Source organism: Streptomyces sp. NPDC013187, assembly GCF_042899705.1.
In the GTDB taxonomy this organism is placed as follows: Bacteria; Actinomycetota; Actinomycetes; order Streptomycetales; family Streptomycetaceae; genus Streptomyces; species Streptomyces hawaiiensis_A.
The window spans coordinates 182,812-208,601 of record NZ_JBIBAF010000015.1 but is presented as its reverse complement, the minus strand read 5'-3'; the positions used below and the strand labels follow the sequence as shown (position 1 = coordinate 208,601).

Sequence of the window (25,790 nt, the reverse complement as noted above, 5' to 3'; positions counted from 1 at the left end):
GCGACACACCGGCTCAATTGGCAGATGGCCTCACGCAAACCCCTCTACGGTGTGAGACGTGAGCAGCAGCGGCCTCATCTACGCAGTCATTGTCGGGGCCTGGGCCGCCTACTTGGTGCCGATGTGGCTCCGTAGGCAGGACGAGCTGAACGAGGCCCGTCCGACGGAACGCTTCAGCACCGCCATCCGGCTGCTGTCCGGACGGGCGGGAATGGAGCGCCGGTACGCCAAGGACCTGCGGGCGCGCTCCACCGACGAGGGGGAGCAGGGCGCCGACGATCCGGACGCCGTCACCGACTCGGTGGACGTCCGGGCCTTCGCCGTGTCCAAGACCCGTCCGCAGACCCAGGCACCCGTACCGTCGCCCGCCCCCGAGCAGCCGGCCCGCCCGGCGGCCCCCGAACCCCAGGCCCGGCAGTCGCCCGCACCCAACGCGGCGCGCTCCGGTCGCCCCCGGGAGCGGGTGCCCGCCGCCCGGCGCGGCGCCTCGGCGCAGGCGAACCAGGCGGCCGCGGCACGAGCCCGGCGCTCGAAGGTCCTCGCGCGCCGTCGGCGCACCACCACCATGCTGTTCCTCGCCTTCACCCTCGGCGCGATCGTCGCCGCGGTCGGAGGACTCGCGTTCCTGTGGGCCCCCGGCGTGCCCGCGGTCATGCTCAGCGTCTACATCGCCTACCTGCGCTCCCAGGAGCGCCGCCGCTTCGCCTACCAGATGGACCGCCGGATGGCCGAGGCCGCGGCCCAGCGCCTGCGGGAGCGGCAGCGCCAGCCCCGCCGGCGCGCCCTGGCCGACGAGGAGAGCGACGAACCGGAGGAGGGACCCGAGTCGGTGACCGACCCCGGCCTCTCGGCCCTCGCGGCGGACCGGCGCGCCCTCGTCGAGCAGACCGACCACGCGGAGTGGGTCGATCAGCAGCGCGAGCGCCGGCGGCGGCCCGGCCAGGGCGGCGACAGCTGGGAGCCGGTGCCGGTCCCCCTGCCGACCTATGTGACGGCCCCGGTCGCCCCGCGGGCCACCAGCGACGTGGACCTCGGGGCCCCCGACACCTGGAGCTCGGCCCGGTCCAGCACGGTGACCCCGGACGCGGAGAACGACTCCGGCGCCGCCGACCACCCGGGCGAGCCGCACCCTCCCTCCCAGGACACCGGCGACGGCGACGGACGCACCGACGCTCTCCCCCCCGGTCGAACGCGCTCGCGCGGGGGGACCCCCAGGGCGGCCTCCGCCCGGCGGGCCCGGGAGCGCGGCCGCACCCCGCTCTTCGACCAGTACGAGGACGGGGAGCGGCCCCGGGCCGCGAACGAGTAGGGCCGCGAAGCCGCAGGTGACCGCCCCTGGGGAACGGATTTCCAAGCAGGCCGATCGGGGTGCTAAAGTTTCACTCGTTGCAAGGGCCTGTGGCGCAGTCCGGTAGCGCACCTCGTTCGCATCGAGGGGGCCAGGGGTTCAAATCCCCTCAGGTCCACGCAGCTCAGAGCCCCGGTCGGGAAACCGACCGGGGCTCTGACGTGTGTTCAGCGCCACAACGTTGCCCAAGCTTGGCCGGGCCGTGAATCTCCTTCGCGATCTCACCGCGGACACTGGGGCGTCCAGCCGATGCGCTCACCGCGGAGGTGCCGTGGCACACCTCGTTCCCGACGCCGCAGGCGCCGTCGCCGCCGTCCTCGCGGGCGGCATGGACCTCTTCTTGGTCCGGGCGGCGTGGCTGCACTGGACCGGCTCCGACCGGGCGCCCGACATCTCGTACGGGTACTCGTGGAACCCGTCGGTCGTACGCGGACACGAGCGCGGCATCGTCGCCCTCGCCGCCTGGGCGGTCTGCCTCACGGTCGGGATCGCCGCCGCCGTCGCTGCCGAGGACGTCGCGGGGCTCGCGCTGGTGCATGTCAGCGCCATCTTCATCCTGGGCTCGCTCCCTTGGACGGCGCTGCATCTGACGATCGCCTGGTTCAACCGGCCCAAGGCGCTGGTGCCGCCGCACCGGCGGGGCGAGAGCGGCTCGGTGACCGAGTGGTGGCGGCAGCGCGCGGCGCGTGACAAGGGCCGCGGCCCAGACGGCCGCTGAGTCCTTGTCAGCCAGGTGATCAGAGTCGCTTCGCGAAGCAGCGGCTCGCGTCGTGGAAGCGGTAATAGCCGAACTTGGCGCACGGCTCGTAGCCACTGGACGTGTACAGGGCTATGGCCTCCGGCTGCTTGGTACCGGTCTCCAGGACCATCCGGACGCGGCCGGCCGCGCGGGCGTCCTCCTCCAGAGCGGCCAGGACGCGCCGCGCCAGGCCCCGGCCGCGCATGCCCTCGACCACGTACATGCGCTTGAGCTCTGCGTCGCCGTCGAGATTGCCCTCACCGTTGGTGTCCTGGGCGCGCCAGCCGCCCGAGGCGACGGGGGTGCCGTGCTCGTCGTACGCGATCAGGTAGACGCCGTTCGGCGGGTCGAAGTCCGCGGCGGCCATGGGCGTGGCGTCGCCGTCGTCGCCGTAGCGGACGGCGTACTCGGCCTGAACCTGGTCGTTCAGCTTCATGGCGTCGGGGTGGTCGAAGGAGACCCGGCGTATGTGCATGGCCGCTACCGTATTCGATCCGGAACTGGACCTCGTCCAGTGTGCCGGTATCGTGCCGGGGTGCTCACTGTGACCTCTGTGAATGTGAACGGGCTGCGTGCCGCCGCGAAGAAGGGCTTCGTGGAGTGGCTCGCCGACACCGAAGCCGATGTGCTGTGCCTGCAGGAGGTGCGCGCCGAGCCGGGGCAGCTCCCCGAGCACGTCCGCACGCCCGAGGGGTGGCACGTCGTGCACGCGCCGGCCGCCGCCAAGGGGCGGGCCGGGGTGTCCCTGTACAGCCGCCGCGAGCCCGACCGGGTCCGGATCGGGTTCGGCTCGGAGGAGTTCGACGGCAGCGGGCGGTACGTGGAGATCGACCTGCCGGGGGTCACCGTCGCGTCCCTCTACCTGCCCTCCGGCGAGGTCGGCACCGAGCGGCAGGACGAGAAGGAACGCTTCATGGGCGAGTTCCTCGTCTACCTGAAGGGGCTGCGGGAGCGTGCGGCCGCCGACGGGCGCGAGGTGCTCGTCTGCGGCGACTGGAACATCGCCCACCAGCCGGCCGACCTCAAGAACTGGCGCGGCAACCAGAAAAACTCCGGGTTCCTGCCGGAGGAGCGGGAGTGGCTCGGCCGGGTGCTCGACCCGGCCGACGGCGGCTACGTCGACGTCGTACGCGCCCTGCACCCGGACACCGAGGGGCCGTACTCGTGGTGGTCGTACCGGGGGCGGGCCTTCGACAACGACGCAGGGTGGAGGATCGACTACCACCTGGCCACCCCGGGGCTCGCCGAGCGGGCGGTCAAGGGATTCGTGGAGCGGGCGGCCACGCACGCCGAGCGGTGGTCCGACCACGCGCCGGTGACCGTGGTCTACGACCGCTGAGGCTTTCGCATCCTCCGGTCCAGTGCCAGGGAAAGCTCCGCCTCCACCACGCTGCGGGCCAGGGGGCGCAGGCGGGGCAGGTCCTGGGCGGAGGCGTGGCGGAGGACCAGGTCGGTGAAGAGGTCGGCGAGGGCGTCGGCGTGGGTGCGGACCTGTTGGGCCGCGGCGAGGACCTCCGCGAGGGGGATGCCCTCGTGGACCAGGGCGGATGAGACGTCCAGGAGGCGGCGGCTGATGTGGACGATCTCGCCGCCGTCGGTGCCGAGGTAGCCGAGTTCCATCGCGGCGGCGAGGTTCTCCGGGGTGGCCTCGCCGGCGAAGTGGTCGGCGAGTTCCTCGGGGGTGAGGTGGACCGGCTCCTCCTCGGTGGGGCCACCGACGCCGAGCAGGTCGCCGACGTCGCGGCCGTGGTCGAAGGCCTCCGCCAGTTCCGCGATGCCGCTGAGGGTGTGGCCGCGCTCCAGCAGGGCCGTGATCGTGCGCAGCCGGGCCAGGTGCTGGTCGTCGTACCAGGCGATGCGGCCCTCGCGGCGGGGTGGCGGGATCAGTTTGCGTTCGCGGTAGAAGCGCAGGGTGCGCACCGTGATCCCGGCGAGGCGGGCCAGCTCTTCCATGCGGTATTCACGCTTCTCGGCCACCTGGGCACCTTAAGGCGTACCAGGGGTAACTTTCCTCGTCCCGCCCCCTACCCATCAGTACGTCGCTGCCCTACGCTCCCATTGCGCCAGTGTTCACTGGCATGGTTCTCGTGGTGTGTGGAGGTGTCGGCATGGGCGAGCGCGAACACGAGCATGTGCGGGTCGCGGTGGTCGGGTCCGGGTTCGGCGGGCTGGGGGCCGCCGTGCGGCTGCGCCGCGAGGGCGTCACCGACTTCGTCGTCCTGGAGCGGGCGAGCAGTGTCGGCGGCACCTGGCGGGACAACAGCTACCCGGGATGCCGGTGTGACGTGCCCTCGCACCTCTACTCCTTCTCCTTCGCGCCCAACCCCGACTGGCCGCGCACCTTCTCGGGGCAGGAGCACATCCGCGCCTACCTGGAGCACGTGACGGACGTGTTCCGGCTGCGGCCGCACATCCGCTTCGACTCGGAGGTGAAGCGGATGAGCTGGAACGGCGAGCGGCTGTGCTGGGACATCGAGACCAGCAGCGGGAACCTGTCGGCGGACCTGGTCGTCTCGGCGACGGGGCCGCTGTCCGACCCGAAGGTGCCGGACATCCCCGGGCTGGAGTCCTTCCCGGGCAAGGTGTTCCACTCGGCCCGCTGGGACCACGACTACGACCTGAGCGGCAAGCGCGTCGCGATGGTGGGGACCGGTGCCTCGGCCGCCCAGATCGTGCCGTCGATCCAGCCCGATGTCTCGCGGCTCACCCTGTTCCAGCGCACAGCGCCCTGGGTGATGCCCCGCATGGACCGGGCGATCAGCGATACCGAGCGGTGGGTGCACCGGCGGTTGCCCTTCACCTCGCAGGTGCGGCGCGGACTGCTGTGGGGCATCCGGGAGGTGCAGGTCCAGGCGTTCACCAAGCATCCGAAGCAGCTCGGGCTCGTCGAGGACCTGGCACGGCGCAACATGGCCCGGTCCATCAAGGATCCGGCCCTGCGGGCGAAGCTCACCCCGGACTACCGCATCGGCTGCAAGCGGATCCTGCTGTCCAGCGACTACTACCCGGCGCTCGCGCAGCCGAATGTGGACGTGATCGCGAGCGGGCTGACCGAGGTCCGCGGCTCGACCCTCGTCGCCGCCGACGGCAGTGAGGCCGAGGTGGACGCGATCGTCTTCGGTACCGGCTTCCACGTCACCGACATGCCCATCGCCGACCGGGTCGTGGGCGCCGACGGACGGACCCTCGCCGAGACCTGGAAGGGCGGCATGGAGGCCCTGCGCGGCGCCTCCGCGGCGGGCTTCCCCAACTGGATGACGGTCATCGGACCCAACACCGGCCTCGGGAACTCCTCGATGATCCTCATGATCGAGTCCCAGCTGAACTACCTCGCCGACTACGTCCGCCAGCTCGACGTCCTCGGCGGCCGGGTCGCCCTCGACGCCCGGCCGGACGCCGTGCGCACCTGGAACGACCGGGTGCAGGAGCGCATGAAGCGCACCGTGTGGAACACCGGCGGCTGCACCAGCTGGTACCTCGACGCGAGCGGCCGCAACACCACCATCTGGCCCGGCACGACGGGCGAGTTCCGGCGGGCCACGCGGCGCGTCGACCTCGCGGAGTACGACGTCCTGCGGGCTCCCGCGGCGAGGAAGGACACCGCGCAGGAGAAGGCCGGGGTGGAAGCGTGAGCAGCCTCCCGCACGCCGACTCCGGCCCCTACGCCCCGCCCGCCCCGGCGCGTGAACTGACCGCCGTCTCCGCCGACGGCGCCCGGCTGCACGTCGAGGTCCACGGGCCCGAGGGCGCCCACGCCGTCGTCCTCGCCCACGGCTGGACCTGCTCCACCGCCTTCTGGGCCGCGCAGATCCGCGACCTGGCCGCCGACCACCGGGTCATCGCCTACGACCAGCGCGGCCACGGGCGCAGCCCCGCGAGCCCGGCGTGCAGCGCGGACGCGCTCGCCGACGATCTGGAAGCCGTACTGGAGGCCACCCTCGCGCCCGGCGAACAGGCCGTGATCGCCGGGCACTCCATGGGCGGGATGACCATCATGGCCGCCTCCGGTCGAGCCGCCTTCCGGGCGCACGCGGCCGCCGTCCTGCTGTGCAGCACGGGCAGTTCGCAGCTGGTCGCGGCCTCCACCGTCGTCCCGCTGCGGGCGGGGCGGGTGCGGACCTGGCTGACCCGGCGGATCCTCGGCAGCCGTGCCCCGCTCGGGCCGGTCACGCCGCTGGCCCGGCGGATCCTCAAGTACGGGACGATGGGCCCCGGTTCGGCCCCGCACATGATCGAGGCGTGTGCCCGGATCGTGCACGCCTGCCCCCGCAAGGTCCGCCACGCCTGGTCGCAGGTGCTGGATCTGCTCGACCTCGACCACGGTGTGCGCGAGCTGGAGGTGCCCACGGCCGTGCTCGTCGGTACGGCGGACCGGCTGACGCCGCCGGTGCAGGCCCGGGCCCTGGCCGCAGCGCTGCCGCACTGCACGGGCATCACCGAACTGCCCGGCATCGGTCACATGACGCCCGTCGAGGCGCCCGACCTGGTCAGCCGCACCATCCGGGACCTCGTCCGCACCCACATCCAGGTCGTATCCGAGGAGAGCGCATGAGCAGGGTGAGCCTCGAAGGCAAGGTCGCCGTGGTGACCGGGGCGGCGCGCGGCGTAGGGGAGTTGCTGGCCCGCAAACTGTCGGCGCGTGGTGTGAAGGTGGCGCTGGTCGGCCTGGAGCCGGACGAGCTCAAGAAGGTCTCCGGCCGGCTGCACAGCGACAGCGACCACTGGCACGCCGACGTCACCGACCACGAGGCGATGGCCCGCGTGGCGAGCGAGGTCGAGGAGCGCTTCGGCCGGGTCGACATCGTCGTCGCCAACGCCGGTGTGGCCACCGGCGGTCCGTTCGCGGACTCCGACCCCGAGTCCTGGCGGCGGGTGATCGAGGTGAACCTGATCGGTTCGGCGGTGACCGCCCGGGCGTTCCTGCCGCTGCTGACACGGAGCCGGGGCTATCTGCTGCAGATCGCCTCGTTGGCGGCGATCACCCCGGCGCCGATGATGACCGCGTACTGCGCGTCCAAGTCGGGCGTGGAGGCGTACGCGCACAGCCTGCGGGCCGAGGTCGGGCACCGGGGCGTGAAGGTGGGCGTCGGCTATCTGTCGTGGACGGACACCGACATGGTGCGCGGGGCCGACCAGGACGATGTGATGCGGGAGTTGAGGCAGCGGCTGCCCTGGCCGTCCAACAAGACGTACCCGCTGGGACCGGCGGTGGACCGGCTCGTGGAGGGGATCGAGCGCAGGTCGAGCCATGTGTACGGGCAGTGGTGGCTGCGGGGGATGCAGGGCGTGCGCGGTTATCTGCCCGCGGTCATCGGGACGGTGGGCCAGCGCGAGATGCGGCGGTTCGCGGACCGGCTGACGGGCATGCGCACGGGCCTGGTCGGGGCCGGTGGTGCGGCCGATGAACAGCAGCGGACTACGCTCCGTGAGTGATCGACATGCGCAGGGTCATGGCCCGTGTGAATCTGATCGAGCCAGATCCCCTCACCCCCAACGGGAGTGAACCCACATGGGTATGAAGGACCAGTTCCAGGAGAAGTCCGAGCAGTGGCAGAACCAGGCTCGCCAGAAGGCGGAGCAGGCTCGCGAGCAGGTGCCGGGCCGTGGTCGCCGGCGCGACGAGGACATGGACCCCTCGCAGCCGCAGCGCGACCGTGAGCGCCCGGAGCCGCAGCGCGACCGTGAGCGTGACCAGGAGGACCGCTTCGACCAGGACTACGACGCCTGACGTTGCGTGCCGAGCGGACTGGGGCGTCCCCGCGCGGGGCGCCCCTTTCCCCAGTCCGGGGCCGGGCGTTCACGTCCTGGGCGGCAGCTTCGGACGGGAGCGGTCCGGTACGTCGCTGTAGGTCGGCGGTGTGGCCGGCGGGTTGGTCTCCAGCAGTCCGAGCGCCAGTTCCACCGCGTCGGCCAGCTGGGCGTGCCGCCCCTCGGCCCAGTCCAGCGGGGTGCGCAGGACGTCGATGTCGGGGGCGACGCCCTTGTTCTCGATCGACCAGCCGTACGCGTCGAACCAGGCCGCGTTCATCGGCACCGTGATCACCGTGCCGTCGCCCAGCTCGTGACGGCCGGTCATGCCGACCACACCGCCCCAGGTGCGCTGTCCCACGACGGGGCCGAGCTTCAGCAGCTTGAACGCGGCGGTGATCATGTCGCCGTCGGAGGAGGTCGCCTCGTCGGCCAGGGCCACCACCGGGCCGCGCGGAGCGTTCGAGGCGTACGACACCGGCTGGGCGTCGCGGGTCAGGTCCCAGCCCAGGATCGTCCGGCTCAGCGTCTCGATGACGAGTTCGCTGATGTGGCCGCCCGCGTTGCCGCGCACGTCCACGATCAGCGAGGGGCGGGACACCTCCATGCGCAGGTCGCGGTTGAACTGCGCCCAGCCCGAACCGCCCATGTCCGGGATGTGCAGGTAGCCGCAGCGCCCGCCGCTCAACTCCCGCACCACCGCCCGGCGTTTGGCCACCCAGTCCTGGTAGCGCAGCGGGCGCTCGTCGACGAGCGGGACGACGGCGACCCGCCGGGGCGGGCCCCCGGCCCGCACCGAGTCCGCCGGCGGGGTACCGGCCGAGTCCGTCGGCGGAGTATCGACCGAAGCCGCCGAGTTCGTCGGCGGAGTATCGACCGAAGCCGCCGAGTCCGTCGTCGGGCCATCCGCCGATACCGCCGCCGATACCGCCGCCGAGTCCGCAGCCGAAACCGCCGCCGAGTCCGCCACGGGGGCATCGGCCGAGCCCCCCGCCGAGCCCCCCGCCGGGTCGAAGGTCAGCTCCACCGTCGTACCGCCCGCACCGGCCAGCAGCGGATACGGGCCCGCGTCCGGGTCCACCGGGCGGCCGTCGACGTGGGTGAGGACCGCGCCCTCCCGGATGCCCGTGCCGGCCAGCGGGGAGCGGGCCTTGGAGTCGGAGGAGTCGCCGAGCAGGATCCGCTTGACCGTCCAGCCGCCGTCCCTGCGTACGAAGTTGGCGCCCAGCAGGCCCTGCCGGCGCTGGTAGTGGGGCGGGCCCTCGTTGCGCCGGGCGGCGGTGACATAGGCGTGGGACGTGCCCAGTTCGCCGAGGGCCTCGCGCAGCAGGTCGGCGAACTCGTCGGGGGAGGCCACCCGGTCGACCAGCGGGCGGTACTGGTCCAGCACCCCGTCCCAGTCGATGCCGCACATGCCCGGGTCCCAGAAGTAGGCCCGGATGAGCCGGCCGGCCTCCTCGTAGGCTTGCCGCCACTCCGCCGCCGGGTCGACCGTGTGCAGGATGCGGCGCGCGTCGATCCACACGGTGGAGTCGCTGTCGCCCGGCTCGTTGGCCGGGACCGCGCGCAGTTCGCCCTCGTCGACGATCACCAGCCGGCTGCCGTCGCCGCTGACCGCGAACCAGTCGAGGTGCTGGGCGAGTTCGGACTTCCTGGCCTTGGTGATGCCGAAGTGCTCCAGGGTCGGCCGGCCGCTGGTGTCGTCCGGGTTGGCGAACGTCTCGCCGAGGGCGCCGGAGATCGGCCAGCGCAGCCACACCAGTCCGCCGCCCGCGACCGGGCGCAGCGCCGAGTACTTGGAGGCGGCCACCGGGAAGGGCGTGACGCGGCTCTCCAGCCCCTCGACCTCGACGGTCACGGCGGCCCCGTGGTCCCCCTCGCCGTCGTCCTCGACCGGGTCGAGGCCACCGGCGGCCGGGCGGCCCTCCGGGTTCACGGCGAACGGTGAGGGCGTCGCGGAGGACAGCGGCACCAGGTACGGGCGGCAGCCCAGCGGGAAGGACAGGTCGCCGGTGTGCACGTCGTAGACGGGGTCGAAGCCGCGCCAGGACAGGAAGGCGAGGTACCGGCCGTCGCTGGTGAAGACCGGGTTCTCGTCCTCGAAGCGGCCGCCCGTGACGTCCACGACGAACATGTCCTTGATCCGGGCCATCTTGATCTGCCGCAGGCTCCGCCCGATGCCCGGGTGCGACCAGGTGAGCCACGCTCCGTCCGGGGAGAACGCGAGGTCGCGCACGGGCCCGTTGACCGACCGGATCAGCTCCGTGACCTCGCCGCCGGTGTCCTCCGTGACGTCCACCAGGAGGAGCCGGCCGTCGTGCGAGGCGATCGCCAGCCGCTCGCCCTCCGGGTCCGAGACCAGCTCGTGCACGCGGCCCAGGCGGCCCGCGGCCGGCCGCCGGGGCGCCCGGTCGCCGCTGGCCCGGGGCAGGGAGGCGATCTCGATCGCGTCCTCGCCCTCGGCGTCCGTCACGTACGCCACCCGCCCGCTGCCGCCGAGCATCTCCGGCAGCCGCACCCGGACGCCGGGGGTGTCGGTGAGGGTGCGGGCCGGGCCGTCCCGGTGGGTCAGCCAGTACAGGCTGCCGCGCACGACGACGGCACTGGCCCGCCCGGTCTCGTCGACGGAGAGCCCGTCGAGATGCCGGGACGCCGCCACCTGGTAGGGGCGCCGCCCGGCCCGCGGCCCGCTCAGCCGTACGTCCAGCCGGCGCGGCTGGGAGTCCGGGGCCAGGTCGTCGACCAGCCACAGGTCGCCCCCGCACTGGTACACGACCCGGGTGCCGTCGCTGGCGGCGTGCCGGGCGTAGAAGGAGTCGTGGTCGGTGTGCCGGCGCAGCCCGGAGCCGTCGTAGGCGCAGGAGTAGAGGTTGGCGACGCCCTCGTGGTCGGAGAGGAACGCGATGCGGCCGCCGACGAACATGGGGGAGTGCAGGTGGCCCCCGATGCCTTCGAGCAGCCGTTCGCCGTGCAGCCAGAGCCGGCCCGTCGCCCCGCCGCGGTAGCGCTTCCAGGAGGCCGGTTCGTGCGGTGGGGTGCCGGTGAGGAGGAGGGACTTGCGCTCCCCGTCCACGTCGGCGACCTGGATGTCGGAGACCGGCCCCCAGGGCAGTTTGCGGCCCGGGTCGCCGCCCGGGGTGACCTTGTAGGCCCAGGTGAAGTAGGAGAAGGGTTCGCCGTGCGAGGCCACGGCCAGGATGTCGCCGTCCGGGGTCCAGCCGCAGACCCGGGTGTCGGCGCTGCCCCAGTGGCTCACCTGGCGGCCCGGCCCGCCGTCCACCGGGACGATGTGGACCTCGGGCAGCAGGCTGCGCCAGCTGGTGTACGCCAGGTGGCGGCCGTCGGGCGAGAAGCGCGGGTGACCCGCCTTGGTGCGGTCGACGGTGAGCCGCCAGGCCCGGCCGGGGGAGTCGAGCGGGGCGAGCCAGAGGTCGTCCTCGGCCACGAAGCACAGCAGGTCGTCATGGAGGTGCGGCAGACGCAGATAGGTCACGTCCTCATGCTTTGCCGAGGGACGTACCCGGGCAACTCAGGGCAACGGCCCGGCGGTGACCCATAGCTCGTACGAAACCGTTTCGTTTCCTTAAGGGGTGCGCTACATTCGTGACGTACGAAACCGTGTCGTTCGGAGCAGGAGGGCGAGAGGATGGCCGAGGTCGCCGCCGCGCGTCGCAGCCGGATCACCCCCGAGCGTGAGGCCGAGCTGTACACGGCCGTGCTCGACCTGCTCCGCGAGGTCGGCTACGACGCCCTCACCATGGACGCCGTGGCCGCGCGCACCCGCTCCAGCAAGGCCACCCTCTACCGCCAGTGGGGCGGCAAGGCCCAGCTGGTCGTCAAGGCGCTCCGTCACAACAAGCCGGTGAAGAACCTCGACGAGGTCGACACCGGCTCGCTGCGCGGCGACTTCCACGCCCTTCTGGCGCGCGCGGACGACGCCGAGATCGAGCAGAACGGCGCGTTGATGCGCGGCCTGGCCACGGCGATACACGCCAACCCCGATCTCCACAGCGAGTTCCGGAGCCAGATCATCGAGCCGGAGATCGCGGACTCGCGCCGCGTGCTCCAGCGCGCCGTGGACCGGGGCGAGATCCGCGCGGACTGCCCCGCGCTGGAGTTCGTGGTGCACATGATGCTCGGCGCCTTCGTCACCTGCGCGATCGTCGACGACCGGCCCCCGACGGCGGCCTTCCTCACCTCGTACATCGACGCCGTGGTCCTCCCCGCCCTCGGGGTCCCCACCGAGTAGTCCGCCTCGGCCGGCGGCGAGCCGCGCCCGCACGCTCCGGGCCACTCGCGTGCGCCCTACACGGACTACTACCGTGCTCCCCATGACGACGACAGCCGCCACGGACGCCGGGAACTCCGGAGCTCATCCCCGTTTCGCCGAAGCCCTGCGGGAGCTCGGGCTGGGGGACCTCGTGAGTCAGGTCCGCCGCTTCCCCGACGCCACCCGCACCGCCGCCGAGGCCGCCGCCGCGGTCGGGTGCGAGCTGAGCCAGATCTGCAAGTCGCTGATCTTCGCCGCGGACTCGGTTCCGGTGCTCGTGCTCATGGACGGAGCCTCCCGGGTCGACCTCGAACTCGTCCGCAAGGAGCTCGGCGCCGACAAGGTCACCCGGGCCAGGGTGGACGTCGTGCGGGAGACCACCGGGTACGCCATCGGCGGCGTGCCGCCCTTCGGGCACCGGACCAGGACCCGGGTGCTCGCCGACCGGTCCCTGCTGGAGCACGACGTCGTCTGGGCCGCGGCCGGCACGCCGTACACCGTGTTCCCCATGGCCCCCGAGGACCTCGTGACATACGCCGACGGCACCCTGGTGGACGTGCGCGAGCCCACCCCGTGACCCCCCTGGTCACCGCCGCCGTCCTGCTCGCCGCGGTCACCCACGCCAGCTGGAACGCCATCGCCCACAAGATCACCGACAAGCTCGCCGGCTTCGCGCTGATCTCGGGCGGCGGGATGGTCATCGGGCTGGCCCTGGCACCGTTCGTGGCGTTCCCGGCGGCCGGGGCCTGGCCGTACCTGCTCCTCTCCGCCGCCGTCCACATCGCCTACTACGCCCTGCTGATGACGTCCTTCCGGCTGGGAGACTTCGGACAGGCCTATCCCATCGCCCGGGGCACCGCGCCGCTCGTCGTGACCCTGCTCGCCGCCCTCTTCGCGCACGAGGTGCCCGACGGGTGGGCCGCCGCCGGGATCGCCCTGTCCTGCGCGGGGCTGACCGGCGTCGCCCTGTGGGGACTGCGCGGGCGGCGGCCCGACTGGGCGGCGATCGGGGCGGCCCTGGCAACCGGGCTGACCATAGCGGTCTACACCGTCCTCGACGGCCTGGGCGTGCGGGCCTCCGGGTCCTCCCTCGGGTACATCGCCTGGCTGATGGCGGTGCAGGGGGTGGTCGTCCCGGCGTACGCCGTGTGGCGCCGACGCGGTCGGACCGTCGCCCTGCTGCGGCCCTTCGCCGGGGTCGGGCTGATCGGTGCCGCGCTGTCCGTCGCCGCCTACGCCCTCGTCCTGTGGGCCCAGACCAGGGCCGAACTCGCCCCCATCGCGGCCCTGCGCGAGTCCTCGATCATCGTGGGCGCGGCGATCGGGGCCGTGTTCTTCAAGGAGCGGTTCGGGGCGCCGAGGATCGCGGCGGCCGGGCTGCTGGTCGTCGGGATCGGGCTGATGCTGCACGCCGGATAGGAGCCTGTCAGGCGGGTGCGTCCGGCGGGTGCGAGGAGCACCCTGGAATTAAGCGTTCCGGAGGTGATCGTCATGATGCACACCACTGTGGGATGGCACGTCGAGATGGAGTTCACGGAGGACGACCAGCACACGCGCGCGGCAGCGATGGTCCGCTTGCCCGACGGCAGTGAGGTACGGGCGCACGGGCACGCGAGCCGGCACCGGACCGACGCCAACCAGCCGAGGGTCGGGGAGGAGATCGCCGGGGCCCGGGCGTTGAACGAACTCGCCATGCGGTTGCTCACCAAAGCCCACGAGGAGATCGACCAGGCCTCCGGGCGGACCTCCCACCCGATCCACGTCTAGGGCCTGTCGTCCGGATCAGGTCGGCCGAGAGTGACTGCGCCTCCCGGCCGGCTCGAGCCCCGCGACGCCGGCATGATCCGAACGACGGGCCCTGAAGGCCGCTGATGGTGTCCGGGGGCTCTTAGAGGTTCAGCACTGCCCGCACCGCCCGCACCAGCCCCTGTGCCCGCGGGTCCGCCGTCACCGTCTTGCGGAAGCCGTTGGTGACGTAGCCGAAGGCGATCCCGGTCTCAGGGTCGGCGAACCCGAGGGCCCCGCCGCGGCCGGGGTGGCCGAAGGAGCCCGGGGTGAGGAGCGGCGAGGCGCTGCCGTGCAGCATGTAGCCGAGGCCGAAGCGGGTGCCGACCACCAGGACCCGGTCGGGGCCCGCCGACTCCTCGGCCCGGGCCAGTTCCACCGTCTCCGGTGTGAACAGGCGTGTGGAGAGGCGCCCCGCGTCGGCCGTGTCGTCGATCAGGGTCGCGTAGAAGCGGGCCAGCCCGTCCGCCGTCGCTATGGCGTTCGTCGCGGGGAGGGCGGTCGCGCGGTAGGCGGGGTCGTTCTGGTCCGGGAACGGGGAGATCGCGGCGAACGCCCGGCGCGTGAGGGAGGCCGGGTCCTCGTAGGCCTCGGTGACCGAGCGCTTGGGGCGGGCCCGCAGGCCGCCGGCCGGCTCGGCTCCCTCGACGCGGCCCACCCGCCCGACCCGGCCGGCCTCCGACTCCGGCAGACCGAGCCAGAGGTCCAGCCCCAGGGGGCCGGTGATCTGCGACGCCAGCCACTGTCCGGTGCCCTGCCCGGTCACGCGCCGCACCAGTTCGTCGACCAGCCAGCCGTAGGTGAGCGCGTGGTAGCCGTGGTCGGTGCCGGGCTCCCAGGCCAAGGCCTGCCCGGCGAGCGCCTCCGGGCCCCGCAGCGGGTCCAGCGCCTCCTGCGGGGTGAGCGGCCGGTCGAGGACCGGCAGCCCGGCCCGGTGGTTCAGCACGTGCCGGACCAGCACCCGCTCCTTGCCCCGCGCCTTGAACTCCGGCCAGTAGTGCCCCACCGGCGCGTCCAGGTCCAGCTGCCCGCGCTGGTGCAGCAGCAGGAGGACGGCGGCGGCGACACCCTTGGTCGCCGAGCGCACGACCTGGGCCGTACCGCGCTCCCAGGGGGCCGTGCCGTCGACGTCCTTCGTGCCGCCCCACAGGTCGACGACCTTCTGCCCGTCCCGGTAGACGGCGACCGCCGCGCCACGATCACCGAGCGTCTCGAAGTTCCGTACGAACGCTTCCCTGACCGGCTCGAAGCCCTCGGCGACTGTGCCGTTCACGTCCACGTCGGTACTCCTCGTCTTGCGGGCCGCTCCCCTCTAGCCAAGCAGGATGGTCACGTCGATGTTCCCGCGGGTCGCGTTCGAGTACGGGCAGATCTCGTGGGCCGCGTCCACCAGCCTGTTCGCGAGCTCCGTGTCGACGACCGGCAGCGAGACGCTGAGGGCGACCGCGAGGCCGTAGCCGCGCTGCCGGTTGGGGCCGATGCCGACCTTCGCGGCGACCGTGGAGCCGGCCAGGTCGTAGCCCTCGCGGTTGCCGACGAGGATCAGCGCGTTGTGGAAGCAGGCGCTGTAGCCGGCCGCGAAGAGCTGTTCCGGGTTGGTGCCGTTGCCGTCGCCGCCGAGCTGCGGGGGCATCGCGACCCTGAGGTCGAGCTGACCGTCCTGGCTGGTCACATAGCCCTCGCGGCCGCCGTGGGCGGTGGCCTCCGCCACGTACATGATCTTCGTCGGGCGGGTGTCGACGGCGGGGCCGTCAGTCATGCTGTCCTCCCCCGGAACCAAGTGCGCACAAATACATCGTGCACAAGGTACTGGCCGGTAACTCCCCTGTCATGACCAGGGGGTGGGAAACCGGGGGTAACCCTCAGCGGGACCGGTCCGCCGCCGACTCCGCACGCTCGGCCAGCCGCCACAGCTCCGCACGCAGCCGCCCGGCCTCCGCCGTGTCGAGCCCGGTCGCCGTGAGCAGCGCACCGGGCACCCGGCCCGCCCGCTCCCGGAGTTCGAGCCCGCGCCCCGTCAGGGCCACCAGCACCGACCGCTCGTCCCGCGCCGACCGCTCACGCCGTACCAGACCGGCCGCCTCCAGCCGCTTCAGCAGCGGCGAGACCGTGCCGTAGTCCAGGCGCAGGGCCGCGGCCAGCTCCTTCACCGGCGTCTCGCCGCGCTCCCAGAGGACCAGCAGCACCAAGTACTGGGGGTAGGTGAGGCCCAGCTCGTCGAGGAGCGGGCGGTACGCCGCCGTCACCGCACGCTGGGCGGCGTACAGCGCGAAGCACAGCTGGTCGTCCAGCCGTGGTGATCCGTCGCTCTCCTCGTTCGTCACGCGGCCATTGTCACGGACGGGCCGGAGCCGCCGGGACGGAACGCGGATCGAAACCGAAGGGCAGCTCCAGACGGTGGGCCCGCATCAGCTCCTCGTCCGAGAGCAGCTCGCCGGTCGGCCCGTCGGCCGCGATCACCCCGTCGCTGAGGATCAGGGAGCGCGGGCACAGCTCCAGCGCGTAGGGCAGGTCGTGCGTGACCATCAGCACGGTCACGTCCAGGGAGCGCAGGATGTCCGCCAGTTCGCGGCGGGAGGCGGGGTCGAGGTTGGACGACGGCTCGTCCAGGACGAGGATCTCGGGCTCCATCGCCAGTACGGTCGCGACGGCCACCCGGCGGCGCTGCCCGAAGGACAGGTGGTGCGGCGGCCGGTCCTTGAACTCCGCCATGCCGACCCGCTCCAGTGCCCGCTCGACGCGCGCCTCCAGCTCAGGCCCCTTCAGACCCGCCGCCGCGGGCCCGAACGCCACGTCCTCCCGGACCGTCGGCATGAACAGCTGGTCGTCCGGGTCCTGGAAGACGATGCCGACCCGGCGCCGGACCTCGGCCATGTTCCGCTTGTCCACGGGCAGCCCGGCGACCCTCACCGTGCCGGCGCCGCCGGTCAGGATGCCGTTGAGGTGCAGCACGAGGGTCGTCTTGCCGGCGCCGTTCGGCCCGAGCAACGCGACCCGCTCTCCGCGCGCGACCGAGAAGTCGACGCCGAAGAGGGCCTGGTGTCCGTCGGGGTAGGCGAAGGCGAGGCCGGAGACCTCCAGAGAAGCAGTCACAGGGTCCATCCCAGCAGACAGACGAGCAGCGCGGCGCAGGGGAGGGCGAGGGCGTACGACCACTGCGCCCGGGACGCGGTCACCTCGTCGATGACGGGCATGGAACCGGCGTAGCCGCGGCTGACCATGGCCAGGTGCACCCGCTCGCCGCGCTCGTAGGAGCGGATGAAGAGCGCGCCGGCCGACTTGGCGAGCACGCCCCAGTGCTTGACGCCGCTGGCTTCGAAGCCGCGGGACTCCCGGGCGATCCGCATGCGCCGCATCTCGTCGGTGATGACGTCGCCGTAGCGGATCATGAAGGACGCGATCTGCACCAGGAGCGGCGGGAGCTTCAGGCGCTGCAGGCCCAGCAGCAGTTCGCGCAGCTCGGTCGTGGCGGCCAGCAGCACCGAGGCCGCGACGCCGAGCGTGCCCTTGGCGAGCACGTTCCAGGCGCCCCACAGGCCGTTCACGCTCAGGGACAGACCGAGGACGTCGACCCGCTCGCCCTCCGCCACGAACGGCATGAGCACCGCGAACGCGACGAACGGCACCTCGATCAGCAGCCGCCGGAGCAGGAAGCCGGCGGGCACGCGCGCGACGCACGCGACGGCCCCGAGCAGCACGGCGTACAGCCCGAACGCCCACATCGCCTCGCGCGGCGTCGACACCACGACGACCACGAAGGCGAAGACGGCGGCGAGCTTGGTGTGCGGCGGCAGGCCGTGCACGGGCGAGTGCCCGTGCCGGTAGAGCTTGTGCGCGTGCCCGGCTCCCATGTCAGACGCTCGTGCTCGACGTGCTCGACGTGCTCGACGTGCTCGACGTGCTCGTGGTGCTCGACGTCTCGGCCGGGGAGGTGTCGTCCGTGCGGCGGCGGCGCACCGCCCAGAACACGCCGGTGCCCGCGACGACCGTGACCCCCACGCCGATGACACCCGCCAGCCCTCCGGACAGACGGGCGTCGTCGACGTCCTTGACGCCGTAGTCGGCGAGCGGGGAGCCGGCCGTGTCGTGCTCCTCGGTCTTCTTGTCGATGCCGTGGTCGGTGGCGACCTTCTCCAGGCCGTCGGGGTTCGCCGAGGCGTAGAAGCTGACGAAGCCGGCCAGCACGAGGGAGGTGACCAGGCCCGCGGCCCACACCTTGCGGTGCGAGGTCCGGGCGGCCACGGGAGCGGGCTCGGGCTGCGCGTCGGGCGCGTCGACCAGCTCGCCGTTCACCCGCAGCTTGAGCCTCTGCGTCAGACCGCGTGCCCCGTACACCAGGTCCGGGCGTACGGCGATGACCGCGCCGACGGTCAGCGCGGTGATCACGGCCTCGCCGATGCCGATCAGGACGTGCACGCCGACCATGGCGGTGGCGACCTTGCCGATCGAGACGTCGGTGGTGCCGCCGATCGCGTACATCAGCGTGAAGGCCAGCGCGGCGGCCGGGACGGAGACCAGGGCCGCGACGAAGGAGGCCACGGTGACCGACCGGCGGGTGCGGGGCAGCACCTTCACCAGGCCGCGGAAGAGGGCGTAGGCGACGACCGTCGTGACGATCGCCATGTTGGTGATGTTCACGCCGAGCGCGGTCAGACCGCCGTCCGCGAAGAGGATGCCCTGCATCAGCAGGACGACGGAGACGCACAGGACCCCCGTGTAGGGGCCGACGAGTATCGCAGCCAGCGCTCCGCCGAGGAGGTGGCCGCTGGTGCCCGCCGCGACGGGGAAATTCAGCATCTGCACGGCGAAGATGAACGCCGCGACGAGTCCGGCCAGCGGCGCCGTGCGCTCGTCGAGTTCGCGGCGTGCGCCGCGCAGGCTCACGGCGACGGCGCCCGCGGCGATCACACCGGTGGCGGCGGAGGTGGGCGCGTTGATGAATCCGTCAGGTACATGCACCGTTCGATGATGTGGCTTGATGCGAACGGTTTGCAAGAGCGTGAAGCTCGTTTTATCTCACCCGTGATATGTCCGGCCCCACGGGCGCAATCCGGAAAATATGCGACATTGGAGAGGGAGTGGACGCACGGTTTCCACTCGGATTGCGCACGGTGAAGGGGCCGTCCGATGTCCGTAGTCGAGCAGTACGCACGAGCCCACATCGTCTCGGACGCGGCCGTGCCGCTCGTCGACGAGCTGGAGGCGGTTCCCGTCAGGCTGCGGTACGACCCCGACCACGACCCCCGCAAGGTGCGCATGGCGCTGCCCGGGGCCGGTGGAGGCGAATGGACCTTCGGCCGCGAGCTGCTGGAGGAGGGGCTGCGGGCCCCCGCCGGAAGCGGCGAGGTGCGGGTGTGGCCCTGCGGCCGGGTGCAGGTCGTCGTGGAGTTCCACACCGCGCAGCGTGTGTCGGTGGTGCAGTTCGAGCGGCAGGCGCTGCTGCGGTTCCTGCGGCGGACGTACATGGCCGCCGCGGAACCCGTCACCCATTGAGCCCCGCGCTCAGCCGCCCGTCTTCAGCAGCGCCGCCACGATCGGACCCGCCGTCGAGCCACCGTGCCCGCCCTGCTGGACCACGCCCGCGGCGGCCAGGTCGCCCCGGTAGGCGGTGAACCAGCCGTTCGGCTTCTTCTGCCCGTCGACCTCGGCGGACCCGGTCTTGGCGCCGACGTCGCCGCCGACCCCGGCCATCGCCTCCGCGGCCGTGCCGTACGCGGCCGTGTACGACATCAGCTCCCGCAGCTGGGACAGGGTGCTCGCCGGCAGGGTGCGGGAGGCCTTCGCCAGCTTGCGTCCGTCCACGTCCGGGGAGACCAGGTAGGGCTGGTGGAAGGTGCCGGCCTTGACCGTCGCCGAGACCGACGCCATGTTCAGCGGGTTCATGCGGACCCCGCCCTGCCCGATCAGGGAGGCGCCCATCTGGGCCGCCGACTGCACCGGCACCGCGCCGTCGAAGGACGGCACACCGATGGCCCAGTTGTTCAGCCCCAGGCCGAAGACCTGCTGGGCCTCCTTGGTCAGGTCGTCGTTCTTCAGCTTCGGGGCCTGGCTGATGAAGGCCGTGTTGCAGGACCGCGCGAAGCTCGCCTTGAAGGTGCCGTTCTTGATCTCGAACTTGTCGTCGTTCTGGAACTTCCAGTGACCGTACGTGAAGTACTTCGGGCACGGGTGCTTCTTGTCCGCCGAGGCCAGGCCCTTCTCCAGCAGCAGCGACGAGGTGATGACCTTCATCGTGGAGCCGGGGGCCAGGGAGCCCTGGAAGGCGGTGTTGAAGCCCCGGGAGGCATTGGCCGCGGCCAGGATCTCGCCGGTCGACACCCGCAGCAGGACCACCGAGGACCTGGCCTTCTTCGCGACCTTCTGCTCGGCCGCCGCCTGCAGGGCCGGGTCCAGCGTGGTCTTCACCGTGCCCGGCGTGCCCTTGCTCAGCTCCAGCAGGGTCTTGTCGGAGAGGTCCTTCGCCTTGGCGGCCTTGCCGCGCACGACCCGCAGTTCGATACCGGCCTTGCCGCCGGCCTCCTTGCCGTACTTCTCGCGCAGTCCGTCCAGGACCGGGCCGAGGGAGGCGTACTTCTTCGTGGTCAGCTCCCCGCCGTCCCGGTCGAGGGCCTTGACCGGAGGCGTGCCCGCCTCACCGGTCACCAGTGTGTCGCCGTCCTTCAGGTCCGGGTGGACGACCGCGGAGTGCCAGTCGACCAGGGGCTTTCCGTCGGAGGCGCGGCGCATCACGGTCAGGGCGCTGTCGTAGGTCAGCGGCTTGTCGGTTCCCTTGTAGGACACCGTGCCCTTGACGGAGAACGGCACCTTGTCGCCGGCGGGCTTGCCCGGGGTGAGGGTGACGTCCTTGATGTGGGCGTCCTTGGTGTAGCCGGTGAGCAGCGGCCGGGCCGCGGAGGGGTCGTCGGTGGCGGCGGCGGCCTGCGTGACCTTGCCGGACTGCCAGGAGGTGAGGAAGGCGGTGGCGGTGGTCGTGACCTCGGTCGGCGACAGCGGGCCGGTCTTGACCTCGGCCTTGCGGTCCGCCGCCCGCGACCCGTCGTCGGCCGCGGCACCGCCGCCGACCAGCGCGTAGGCACCGGCTCCGCCACCCGCGACGACCACGGCGATCATCCCGCCGATCACCGCGGGTCTCGTCTTCCGTCGCTCGGCGACGCGCCTTCTGTTGCCCACTGCTGTTCGTTCCTCCGCGATTCCCCAGGGTCCCCGTCGCCCTCAGCTGTCCCAAGTCCCAACGACGGCCACCACCCTAGAGTCCCGTCCCCCGGAGGTGAGATCAGCCACCTGTTCGTAGCACGGCTGCGACAATCGGCCCGGCCGCGTCGCCGCCGTGGCCGCCCTGCTCGCTCATGGCCGCCGCCGCTATGTCGTCGCGGAATCCGGTGAACCAGCTGTTGGACTTGGCGTTGCCGTCGACCTCGGCGGAGCCGGTCTTGGCGCCGATGTCACCGCCGAGTCCGGCCATGGCCCGGGCCGCGGTGCCCTGCGTGGCCGTGAGCCGCATCATCTGCTTGAGCTGGGCGACGGTGCTCGACCGCAGGCCCTCGGCCTGTGCCGGTTCCCGGCCGTCCAGCTTCGGCGAGACCAGGTAGGGCTGGCGGAAGGACCCGGTGATGGCGGTGGCGGTGACCGAGGCCATGTTCAGCGGGCTCATCTGGACCTGCCCCTGCCCGATGGCGCCCGCCGCCCGGTCCGGCCCGTCGACCGCGGGCACGTTGCCGTCGAAGGAGACGATGCCGGTCTGCCAGTTGTCCTGTCCCAGCCCGAAGTGGTCCTCGGCCTCCTGGGTCAGCGAGGCGTCCGTGAGCGGCTTCTCGTCGATGAGCTTGATGAAGGCGGTGTTGCAGGACCGCATGAAGCTGTCGGCCAGCGTGGCGTTCTCGTTGGGCTTCATACCGGTCAGGTTCTTGAACGTCTGGCTCTGCCACACGGCGGTGTCGGGGCAGGGCGCCGGGCCGTTCATCGAGGTCACGCCGTTGTCGATGAGCATCGCGGCGGTGATGATCTTCATCGTGGAGCCGGGTGCCGACTGGCCCTCGAAGGCCGCGTTGAAGCCGTCCGTGCGGTTGTTGGCCACGGCCAGCACCTCACCGGTGCTGGGCTTGACGGCGACCACCGACGACTGGGCGAACCGCTTGACCGCGTTCTCGGCGGCCGCCTGCGCGCTCGGGCTGATCGTGGTGGTGAGCTTGCCCGGCTTGCCCTTGGCGAGGGTGAGCAGCGGGGTGTCGGGCGCGCCGTCGCCTTTGTGCCGGACGACCAGCTCGACGCCCGGGGTGCCGCCGGCCTGCTCGCCGTACTTGTCGCGCAGGGCGTCCAGGACCGGGCCGAGCGAGGGGTACCTTTCCTTGGTCAGCTCCGAGCCGTCGCGGCCGACCGCCTCGATGGGAGGGGTGGCCGACTGCTCGGTGACGAGCGTGTCGTCCTTCTTCAGCTCGGGGTGCACGACGGACGGCTGCCAGTCGACCAGGGCTCGCCCGGTGGTCAGTCCACGCACCACCTTCAGCTCGCTCCGGTAGCTCAGCGGCTCGGACTTCCCGTCGTAGGCCACCTTCGCCTTCACCGAGTACGGCACGGTGGTGCCCCGGGGCGCGCCCGGGGTGATCTTCACGTCGGTGATGTGCGCGTCGTCGGCGAAGGCGCTGAGCAGCTGCTCGGCGGCCGCGTCGTTGTTGGTGTACGACGCCGCCTTCGCGGACGCTCCCGTCTGCCAGGCCTTGAAGAACGCGGCCGTGGTCTCCCTGACCTCGTCCTTGCCGGGCGGCCCCGTCCGCTTCTCCGCGGAGACCCCGTCCGTGCCGCCCCCGTCACCGCTCAAGGCGCTCACGATGTTGTAGGCGCCGTACCCGGCCCCACCCACCATCACCGCGAACACCCCGCCTATGACGGCGACTTTGACCCCCTTGCTCATAGGGTGGCCCCTCCCCGTTGAGCCTTCCGCGTCCCCTTGAACGCGTTCAGAAAGCCCGAATCCCGGAGCACTCTATGTGTAAGCGGTTACTAACGGGACAGGCGTTTCGATTTTTGACCGAACGTAGATCAGACCCACGTATCCAGCCACATCCGCGCCCGCCAGTCGTCGATCGGGATGGCCTGGCCGGTGTACAGCGGCCAGAAGTAGATGAAGTTCCAGGTGATCAGGAGGACCAGGACGCCCGCTGCCGTGGCTCCCGCGACGCGGCGGGTGTCGGAGGAGCGGGGTGGGCCGATGATCGCGCCGAGCAGCATCGCCACCGCCAGGCACAAGAACGGCAGAAAGACGACGGCGTAGAAGAAGAAGATCGTGCGCTCCTGGTACATGAACCAGGGGAGGTAGCCGGCCGCGATGCCGCAGGCGATGGCGCCCGCGCGCCAGTCGCGGCGGAAGAACCAGCGCCACAGGACGTACAGGACGGCGAAGCAGGCGACCCACCACAGCAGCGGCGTGCCGAGCGCGAGCACCTCACGTGCGCACTTCTCGCCCGCGTCGGCGGGGCAGCCGTCCTTGCCGGGGGCCGGGGACTCGTAGAAGTACGACACCGGCCGGCCCAGGACGAGCCAGCTCCACGGGTTGGACTGGTACGTGTGCGGCGAGGACAGGCCGACGTGGAACTCGTAGACCTGGTGCTCGTAGTGCCAGAGGCTGCGCAGCCAGTCGGGCAGGAAGGTCCAGCTGCCGCCCTTGCCGCTGGTCGCGGCCCAGTTGCGGAAGTAGCCGCCGGAGCCGTTCGTGGCTGAGAGGATCCAGCCGGTCCAGGACAGGAGGTAGGTGACCAGGGCGACGGGGACCGTGGCGAGGAACGCGAGGCCGGTGTCGCGCTTGAGGACCGCCGCGTACGGGTGCCGGGCACCGGCGACCCGCCGCGAACCGACGTCCCACAACACCGCCATCAGGCAGAACGCGGCCAGGATGTAGAGGCCGTTCCACTTCGTGCCGATGGCCAGGCCCAGCATCAGGCCCGCGGCCCAGCGCCAGGGGCGCCATCCCAGGCGGGTCGTCTCGGCCGTGTGCCGGTCGGGCCGGGCCCGGCCGTCCTCGGCCGGCGGCAGCGCGGCGGCGAGTTTCCCGCGGGCTTTGTCCCTGTCGACGAGCAGACAGCCGAACGCCGCCAGCACGAAGAACATCAGCACGCCGTCGAGCAGTGCCGTGCGGCTCATCACGAAGTGCAGGCCGTCCACCGCCATCAGGGCGCCCGCGAGACACCCGAGGAAGGTGGAGCGGAACAGGCGGCGGCCGATCCGGCACAGCAGCAGCACGGACAGCGTGCCGAGCAGCGCGGTCATGAAGCGCCAGCCGAAGGGGTCGAAGCCGAACATCAGCTCGCCCAGCCCGATGACGTACTTGCCGACCGGCGGGTGCACGACGTACGCCGCGTCCGCCGGGAGGGTGACGTGGCCGCCCGTCGACAGGACCAGGTCGTTGGCGTTCTTGTCCCAGCTGAGCTCGAACCCGCGGTGGACCAGTGCCCACGCGTCCTTGGCGTAGTACGTCTCGTCGAATATCACCGCCCTCGGGCTGCCCAGGTTCCAGAACCGCAGCACCCCCGCCAGCAGCGTGACGAGCAGCGGGCCGATCCAGCCCGACCAGCGCACCAGCCGCCCCGCGAGCGTGTGCGGGACGCCGAGCGCCGCCCACAGTCGCGGGGAGGGCTCGGTGTACGGCGGCACCAGGCGGTCACGGACGTCGCGGGCGTCGCTTCCGGGCTGCCCCTGGTAGCCGAAGCGGCGCAGCCGCTGCTGCCAGGACGGCCGCTGGTCGAGCGGCGCCTGGCCCTGACGGGTGTCCGTGGAGGACGCGGTACTGGTCACCGCGCCATCGTAGGGAACCGTTCTGTGTGAGTCCCGTGCATGGCCGTATGCGTCCGCATCCTCCGCCCCTGGGAGGAGTTCCCGGTCGACGTCCCTGGGAGGATGGGAGCGTGATCGGAACCCTCGTACTCGCAGGCACCCCCATCGGCGACATCGCGGACGCCCCGCCCCGGCTCGCCGAGGAACTGGCCGGAGCCGACGTCGTCGCCGCCGAGGACACGCGGCGGCTGCGCCGGCTGACCCAGGCGCTCGGCGTCACCCCCAAGGGCCGGGTGGTGTCGTACTTCGAGGGCAACGAGTCCGCCCGGACGCCGGAACTGGTCGAGGAACTGGTGGGCGGGGCGCGGGTGCTGCTCGTCACGGACGCGGGGATGCCGTCGGTGTCCGACCCGGGGTACCGGCTGGTGGCCGCCGCCGTCGAGCGGGACGTGCGGGTCACCGCCGTGCCCGGGCCGTCCGCGGTGCTCACCGCGCTCGCGCTGTCCGGGCTGCCCGTCGACCGGTTCTGCTTCGAGGGGTTCCTGCCGCGCAAGGCGGGGGAGCGGCTGGGGCGGCTGCGGGAGGTCGCCGACGAGCGGCGGACGCTCGTCTACTTCGAGGCTCCCCACCGGCTCGACGACACGCTGTCGGCCATGGCCGAGGTGTTCGGGGCCGAGCGGCGGGCCGCGGTGTGCCGCGAGCTGACCAAGACGTACGAGGAGGTCCGGCGGGGCGGGCTGGGGGAGCTGGCCGCGTGGGCCGCGGAGGGCGTGCGCGGGGAGATCACCGTCGTCGTGGAGGGCGCACCGGAGAAGGGGCCCGAAGAGGTCGGGCCGGAGGAGCTGGTGCGGCGGGTGAGGGTGCGGGAGGAGGCGGGGGAGCGGCGCAAGGAGGCGATCGCCGCGGTGGCGGTGGAGGCCGGGGTGCCGAAGAGGGTTGTCTTCGACGCGGTGGTCGCTGCGAAGAATGCCGGTGAGTGAGCCGGGTTCGGGGTGGGGGCCGGAGTGCTTGGCGGGGCGCGCGTCGACTGTGGTTGATCGCGCCCGCGCGGCGGAGCCGCACATGGATGCACACCCGCGCCCCTGAAGGGGCGCTGAGACCCCTCTGAGCAGGGCGCATGTCGGATGAGCGTGCGC

Annotated in this window: 25 protein-coding genes and 1 tRNA gene; 14 read left to right on the top strand and 12 right to left on the bottom strand. The window is 72.2% G+C overall.

Annotated features, from left to right (window positions below):
- The first annotated feature begins 58 nt into the window (after positions 1–58).
- The 3 genes from glpR to ACFY5B_RS29900 all read left to right on the top strand — a co-directional run bounded on the left by glpR (position 59) and on the right by ACFY5B_RS29900 (position 2,066).
- Positions 59–1,309, top strand: a complete 1,251-nt coding sequence (gene glpR, locus ACFY5B_RS29910) for a gephyrin-like molybdotransferase receptor GlpR (protein WP_389975176.1) — start codon at positions 59–61, stop codon at positions 1,307–1,309.
- 83 nt (positions 1,310–1,392) lie between these two features.
- Positions 1,393–1,466: transfer RNA gene (locus ACFY5B_RS29905), tRNA-Ala, on the top strand.
- Between the two features lie 153 nt (positions 1,467–1,619).
- Entirely contained in the window at positions 1,620–2,066 is a 447-nt protein-coding gene (locus ACFY5B_RS29900) for a hypothetical protein (protein ID WP_389975173.1), read from the top strand.
- 19 nt (positions 2,067–2,085) lie between these two features.
- Here the strand turns inward: ACFY5B_RS29900 and ACFY5B_RS29895 are convergent, their stop codons facing one another.
- Entirely contained in the window at positions 2,086–2,562 is a 477-nt protein-coding gene (locus tag ACFY5B_RS29895; protein WP_389975170.1) for a GNAT family N-acetyltransferase, read from the bottom strand.
- Positions 2,563–2,622: 60 nt separating this feature from the next.
- On the opposite strand from ACFY5B_RS29895, the gene ACFY5B_RS29890 reads away from it, so the two are divergent.
- The gene (locus ACFY5B_RS29890; protein WP_389975167.1) at positions 2,623–3,426 is read left to right on the top strand and encodes an exodeoxyribonuclease III; all 804 of its coding nucleotides are present in this window, start codon (positions 2,623–2,625) and stop codon (positions 3,424–3,426) included.
- Here the strand turns inward: ACFY5B_RS29890 and ACFY5B_RS29885 are convergent.
- On the bottom strand, positions 3,414–4,064 hold the full coding sequence (locus tag ACFY5B_RS29885; RefSeq protein WP_389975164.1) for a MerR family transcriptional regulator: 651 nt from the start codon (positions 4,062–4,064) through the stop codon (positions 3,414–3,416). The genes ACFY5B_RS29890 and ACFY5B_RS29885 overlap by 13 nt on opposite strands.
- A 131-nt stretch (positions 4,065–4,195) precedes the next feature.
- Here ACFY5B_RS29885 and ACFY5B_RS29880 point away from each other — a divergent pair, with 131 nt between their 5' ends.
- From ACFY5B_RS29880 to ACFY5B_RS29865, 4 genes are all read left to right on the top strand, one after another.
- Complete coding sequence (locus ACFY5B_RS29880; protein ID WP_389975161.1) at positions 4,196–5,719, top strand: flavin-containing monooxygenase; 1,524 nt, start codon at positions 4,196–4,198, stop codon at positions 5,717–5,719.
- Complete coding sequence (locus tag ACFY5B_RS29875) at positions 5,716–6,639, top strand: alpha/beta fold hydrolase (RefSeq protein ID WP_389975158.1); 924 nt, start codon at positions 5,716–5,718, stop codon at positions 6,637–6,639. The genes ACFY5B_RS29880 and ACFY5B_RS29875 overlap by 4 nt, the downstream gene beginning before the upstream one ends.
- The gene (locus tag ACFY5B_RS29870) at positions 6,636–7,520 is read left to right on the top strand and encodes an SDR family oxidoreductase (protein WP_389975155.1); all 885 of its coding nucleotides are present in this window, start codon (positions 6,636–6,638) and stop codon (positions 7,518–7,520) included. The genes ACFY5B_RS29875 and ACFY5B_RS29870 overlap by 4 nt, the downstream gene beginning before the upstream one ends.
- 76 nt (positions 7,521–7,596) lie before the next feature.
- Positions 7,597–7,815 carry a hypothetical protein gene (locus ACFY5B_RS29865; RefSeq protein WP_389975152.1) on the top strand — a complete coding sequence of 73 codons (219 nt, stop codon included), beginning with the start codon at positions 7,597–7,599 and terminating at the stop codon, positions 7,813–7,815.
- A 69-nt stretch (positions 7,816–7,884) separates the two neighbouring features.
- On the opposite strand, the gene ACFY5B_RS29860 is transcribed toward ACFY5B_RS29865, so the two are convergent.
- Positions 7,885–11,328: a S41 family peptidase gene (locus tag ACFY5B_RS29860; RefSeq protein WP_389975149.1), complete on the bottom strand. Its 3,444-nt coding sequence runs from the start codon at positions 11,326–11,328 to the stop codon at positions 7,885–7,887.
- A gap of 153 nt (positions 11,329–11,481) precedes the next feature.
- On the opposite strand from ACFY5B_RS29860, the gene ACFY5B_RS29855 reads away from it, so the two are divergent.
- The 4 genes from ACFY5B_RS29855 to ACFY5B_RS29840 all read left to right on the top strand — a co-directional run bounded on the left by ACFY5B_RS29855 (position 11,482) and on the right by ACFY5B_RS29840 (position 13,872).
- A complete protein-coding gene (locus tag ACFY5B_RS29855; RefSeq protein WP_389975146.1) occupies positions 11,482–12,084 on the top strand; it encodes a TetR/AcrR family transcriptional regulator in 603 nt (200 codons plus the stop codon).
- Positions 12,085–12,166: 82 nt separating this feature from the next.
- Entirely contained in the window at positions 12,167–12,682 is a 516-nt protein-coding gene (locus ACFY5B_RS29850; protein ID WP_389975144.1) for a YbaK/EbsC family protein, read from the top strand.
- Complete coding sequence (locus ACFY5B_RS29845; RefSeq protein WP_389975141.1) at positions 12,679–13,524, top strand: EamA family transporter; 846 nt, start codon at positions 12,679–12,681, stop codon at positions 13,522–13,524. Before ACFY5B_RS29850 ends, ACFY5B_RS29845 begins: the two co-directional genes overlap by 4 nt.
- 72 nt (positions 13,525–13,596) lie before the next feature.
- The gene (locus ACFY5B_RS29840) at positions 13,597–13,872 is read left to right on the top strand and encodes a DUF1876 domain-containing protein (protein ID WP_053675991.1); all 276 of its coding nucleotides are present in this window, start codon (positions 13,597–13,599) and stop codon (positions 13,870–13,872) included.
- Positions 13,873–13,993: 121 nt separating this feature from the next.
- On the opposite strand, the gene ACFY5B_RS29835 is transcribed toward ACFY5B_RS29840, so the two are convergent.
- From ACFY5B_RS29835 to ACFY5B_RS29810, 6 genes are all read right to left on the bottom strand, one after another.
- Entirely contained in the window at positions 13,994–15,169 is a 1,176-nt protein-coding gene (locus ACFY5B_RS29835) for a serine hydrolase domain-containing protein (protein WP_389975137.1), read from the bottom strand.
- 33 nt (positions 15,170–15,202) lie between these two features.
- A complete protein-coding gene (locus tag ACFY5B_RS29830) occupies positions 15,203–15,649 on the bottom strand; it encodes an organic hydroperoxide resistance protein (RefSeq protein ID WP_389975134.1) in 447 nt (148 codons plus the stop codon).
- Positions 15,650–15,752: 103 nt separating this feature from the next.
- Positions 15,753–16,214 carry a MarR family winged helix-turn-helix transcriptional regulator gene (locus tag ACFY5B_RS29825; RefSeq protein WP_389975131.1) on the bottom strand — a complete coding sequence of 154 codons (462 nt, stop codon included), beginning with the start codon at positions 16,212–16,214 and terminating at the stop codon, positions 15,753–15,755.
- Between the two features lie 10 nt (positions 16,215–16,224).
- Positions 16,225–16,992 carry an energy-coupling factor ABC transporter ATP-binding protein gene (locus ACFY5B_RS29820; RefSeq protein ID WP_389975128.1) on the bottom strand — a complete coding sequence of 256 codons (768 nt, stop codon included), beginning with the start codon at positions 16,990–16,992 and terminating at the stop codon, positions 16,225–16,227.
- Positions 16,980–17,741: a cobalt ECF transporter T component CbiQ gene (gene cbiQ, locus ACFY5B_RS29815; RefSeq protein WP_359154266.1), complete on the bottom strand. Its 762-nt coding sequence runs from the start codon at positions 17,739–17,741 to the stop codon at positions 16,980–16,982. Before cbiQ ends, ACFY5B_RS29820 begins: the two co-directional genes overlap by 13 nt.
- A 1-nt stretch (position 17,742) precedes the next feature.
- Positions 17,743–18,849, bottom strand: coding sequence for an energy-coupling factor ABC transporter permease (locus tag ACFY5B_RS29810; RefSeq protein WP_389975124.1), 1,107 nt, complete (start codon positions 18,847–18,849; stop codon positions 17,743–17,745).
- A 168-nt stretch (positions 18,850–19,017) separates the two neighbouring features.
- Between ACFY5B_RS29810 and ACFY5B_RS29805 the strand changes: the two genes are divergently transcribed.
- The gene (locus tag ACFY5B_RS29805) at positions 19,018–19,383 is read left to right on the top strand and encodes an SsgA family sporulation/cell division regulator (RefSeq protein ID WP_389975121.1); all 366 of its coding nucleotides are present in this window, start codon (positions 19,018–19,020) and stop codon (positions 19,381–19,383) included.
- A gap of 9 nt (positions 19,384–19,392) precedes the next feature.
- On the opposite strand, the gene ACFY5B_RS29800 is transcribed toward ACFY5B_RS29805, so the two are convergent.
- The 3 genes from ACFY5B_RS29800 to ACFY5B_RS29790 form a co-directional block, all read right to left on the bottom strand.
- Positions 19,393–21,060, bottom strand: a complete 1,668-nt coding sequence (locus ACFY5B_RS29800) for a penicillin-binding transpeptidase domain-containing protein (RefSeq protein ID WP_389975118.1) — start codon at positions 21,058–21,060, stop codon at positions 19,393–19,395.
- A 103-nt stretch (positions 21,061–21,163) separates the two neighbouring features.
- On the bottom strand, positions 21,164–22,798 hold the full coding sequence (locus ACFY5B_RS29795; protein WP_389975115.1) for a penicillin-binding transpeptidase domain-containing protein: 1,635 nt from the start codon (positions 22,796–22,798) through the stop codon (positions 21,164–21,166).
- A 128-nt stretch (positions 22,799–22,926) separates the two neighbouring features.
- Complete coding sequence (locus ACFY5B_RS29790) at positions 22,927–24,675, bottom strand: dolichyl-phosphate-mannose--protein mannosyltransferase (protein WP_389975112.1); 1,749 nt, start codon at positions 24,673–24,675, stop codon at positions 22,927–22,929.
- Positions 24,676–24,785: 110 nt separating this feature from the next.
- Here ACFY5B_RS29790 and rsmI point away from each other — a divergent pair, with 110 nt between their 5' ends.
- Positions 24,786–25,634: a 16S rRNA (cytidine(1402)-2'-O)-methyltransferase gene (rsmI, locus tag ACFY5B_RS29785; protein WP_389975109.1), complete on the top strand. Its 849-nt coding sequence runs from the start codon at positions 24,786–24,788 to the stop codon at positions 25,632–25,634.
- Positions 25,635–25,790: the final 156 nt, after the last annotated feature.

Bases quoted from the DNA above. Each gene is read 5' to 3' on its own strand.
- ACFY5B_RS29880 (WP_389975161.1), top strand. From the start codon at position 4,196: ATGGGCGAGCGCGAACACGAGCATGTGCGGGTCGCGGTGGTCGGGTCC.
- ACFY5B_RS29850 (WP_389975144.1), top strand. From the start codon at position 12,167: ATGACGACGACAGCCGCCACGGACGCCGGGAACTCCGGAGCTCATCCC.
- ACFY5B_RS29805 (WP_389975121.1), top strand. From the start codon at position 19,018: ATGTCCGTAGTCGAGCAGTACGCACGAGCCCACATCGTCTCGGACGCG.
- cbiQ (WP_359154266.1), bottom strand. From the start codon at position 17,741: ATGGGAGCCGGGCACGCGCACAAGCTCTACCGGCACGGGCACTCGCCC.
- ACFY5B_RS29840 (WP_053675991.1), top strand. From the start codon at position 13,597: ATGATGCACACCACTGTGGGATGGCACGTCGAGATGGAGTTCACGGAG.
- ACFY5B_RS29820 (WP_389975128.1), bottom strand. From the start codon at position 16,992: ATGGACCCTGTGACTGCTTCTCTGGAGGTCTCCGGCCTCGCCTTCGCC.
- ACFY5B_RS29865 (WP_389975152.1), top strand. From the start codon at position 7,597: ATGGGTATGAAGGACCAGTTCCAGGAGAAGTCCGAGCAGTGGCAGAAC.
- ACFY5B_RS29895 (WP_389975170.1), bottom strand. From the start codon at position 2,562: ATGCACATACGCCGGGTCTCCTTCGACCACCCCGACGCCATGAAGCTG.
- ACFY5B_RS29830 (WP_389975134.1), bottom strand. From the start codon at position 15,649: ATGACTGACGGCCCCGCCGTCGACACCCGCCCGACGAAGATCATGTAC.
- ACFY5B_RS29855 (WP_389975146.1), top strand. From the start codon at position 11,482: ATGGCCGAGGTCGCCGCCGCGCGTCGCAGCCGGATCACCCCCGAGCGT.
- ACFY5B_RS29795 (WP_389975115.1), bottom strand. From the start codon at position 22,798: ATGAGCAAGGGGGTCAAAGTCGCCGTCATAGGCGGGGTGTTCGCGGTG.
- ACFY5B_RS29870 (WP_389975155.1), top strand. From the start codon at position 6,636: ATGAGCAGGGTGAGCCTCGAAGGCAAGGTCGCCGTGGTGACCGGGGCG.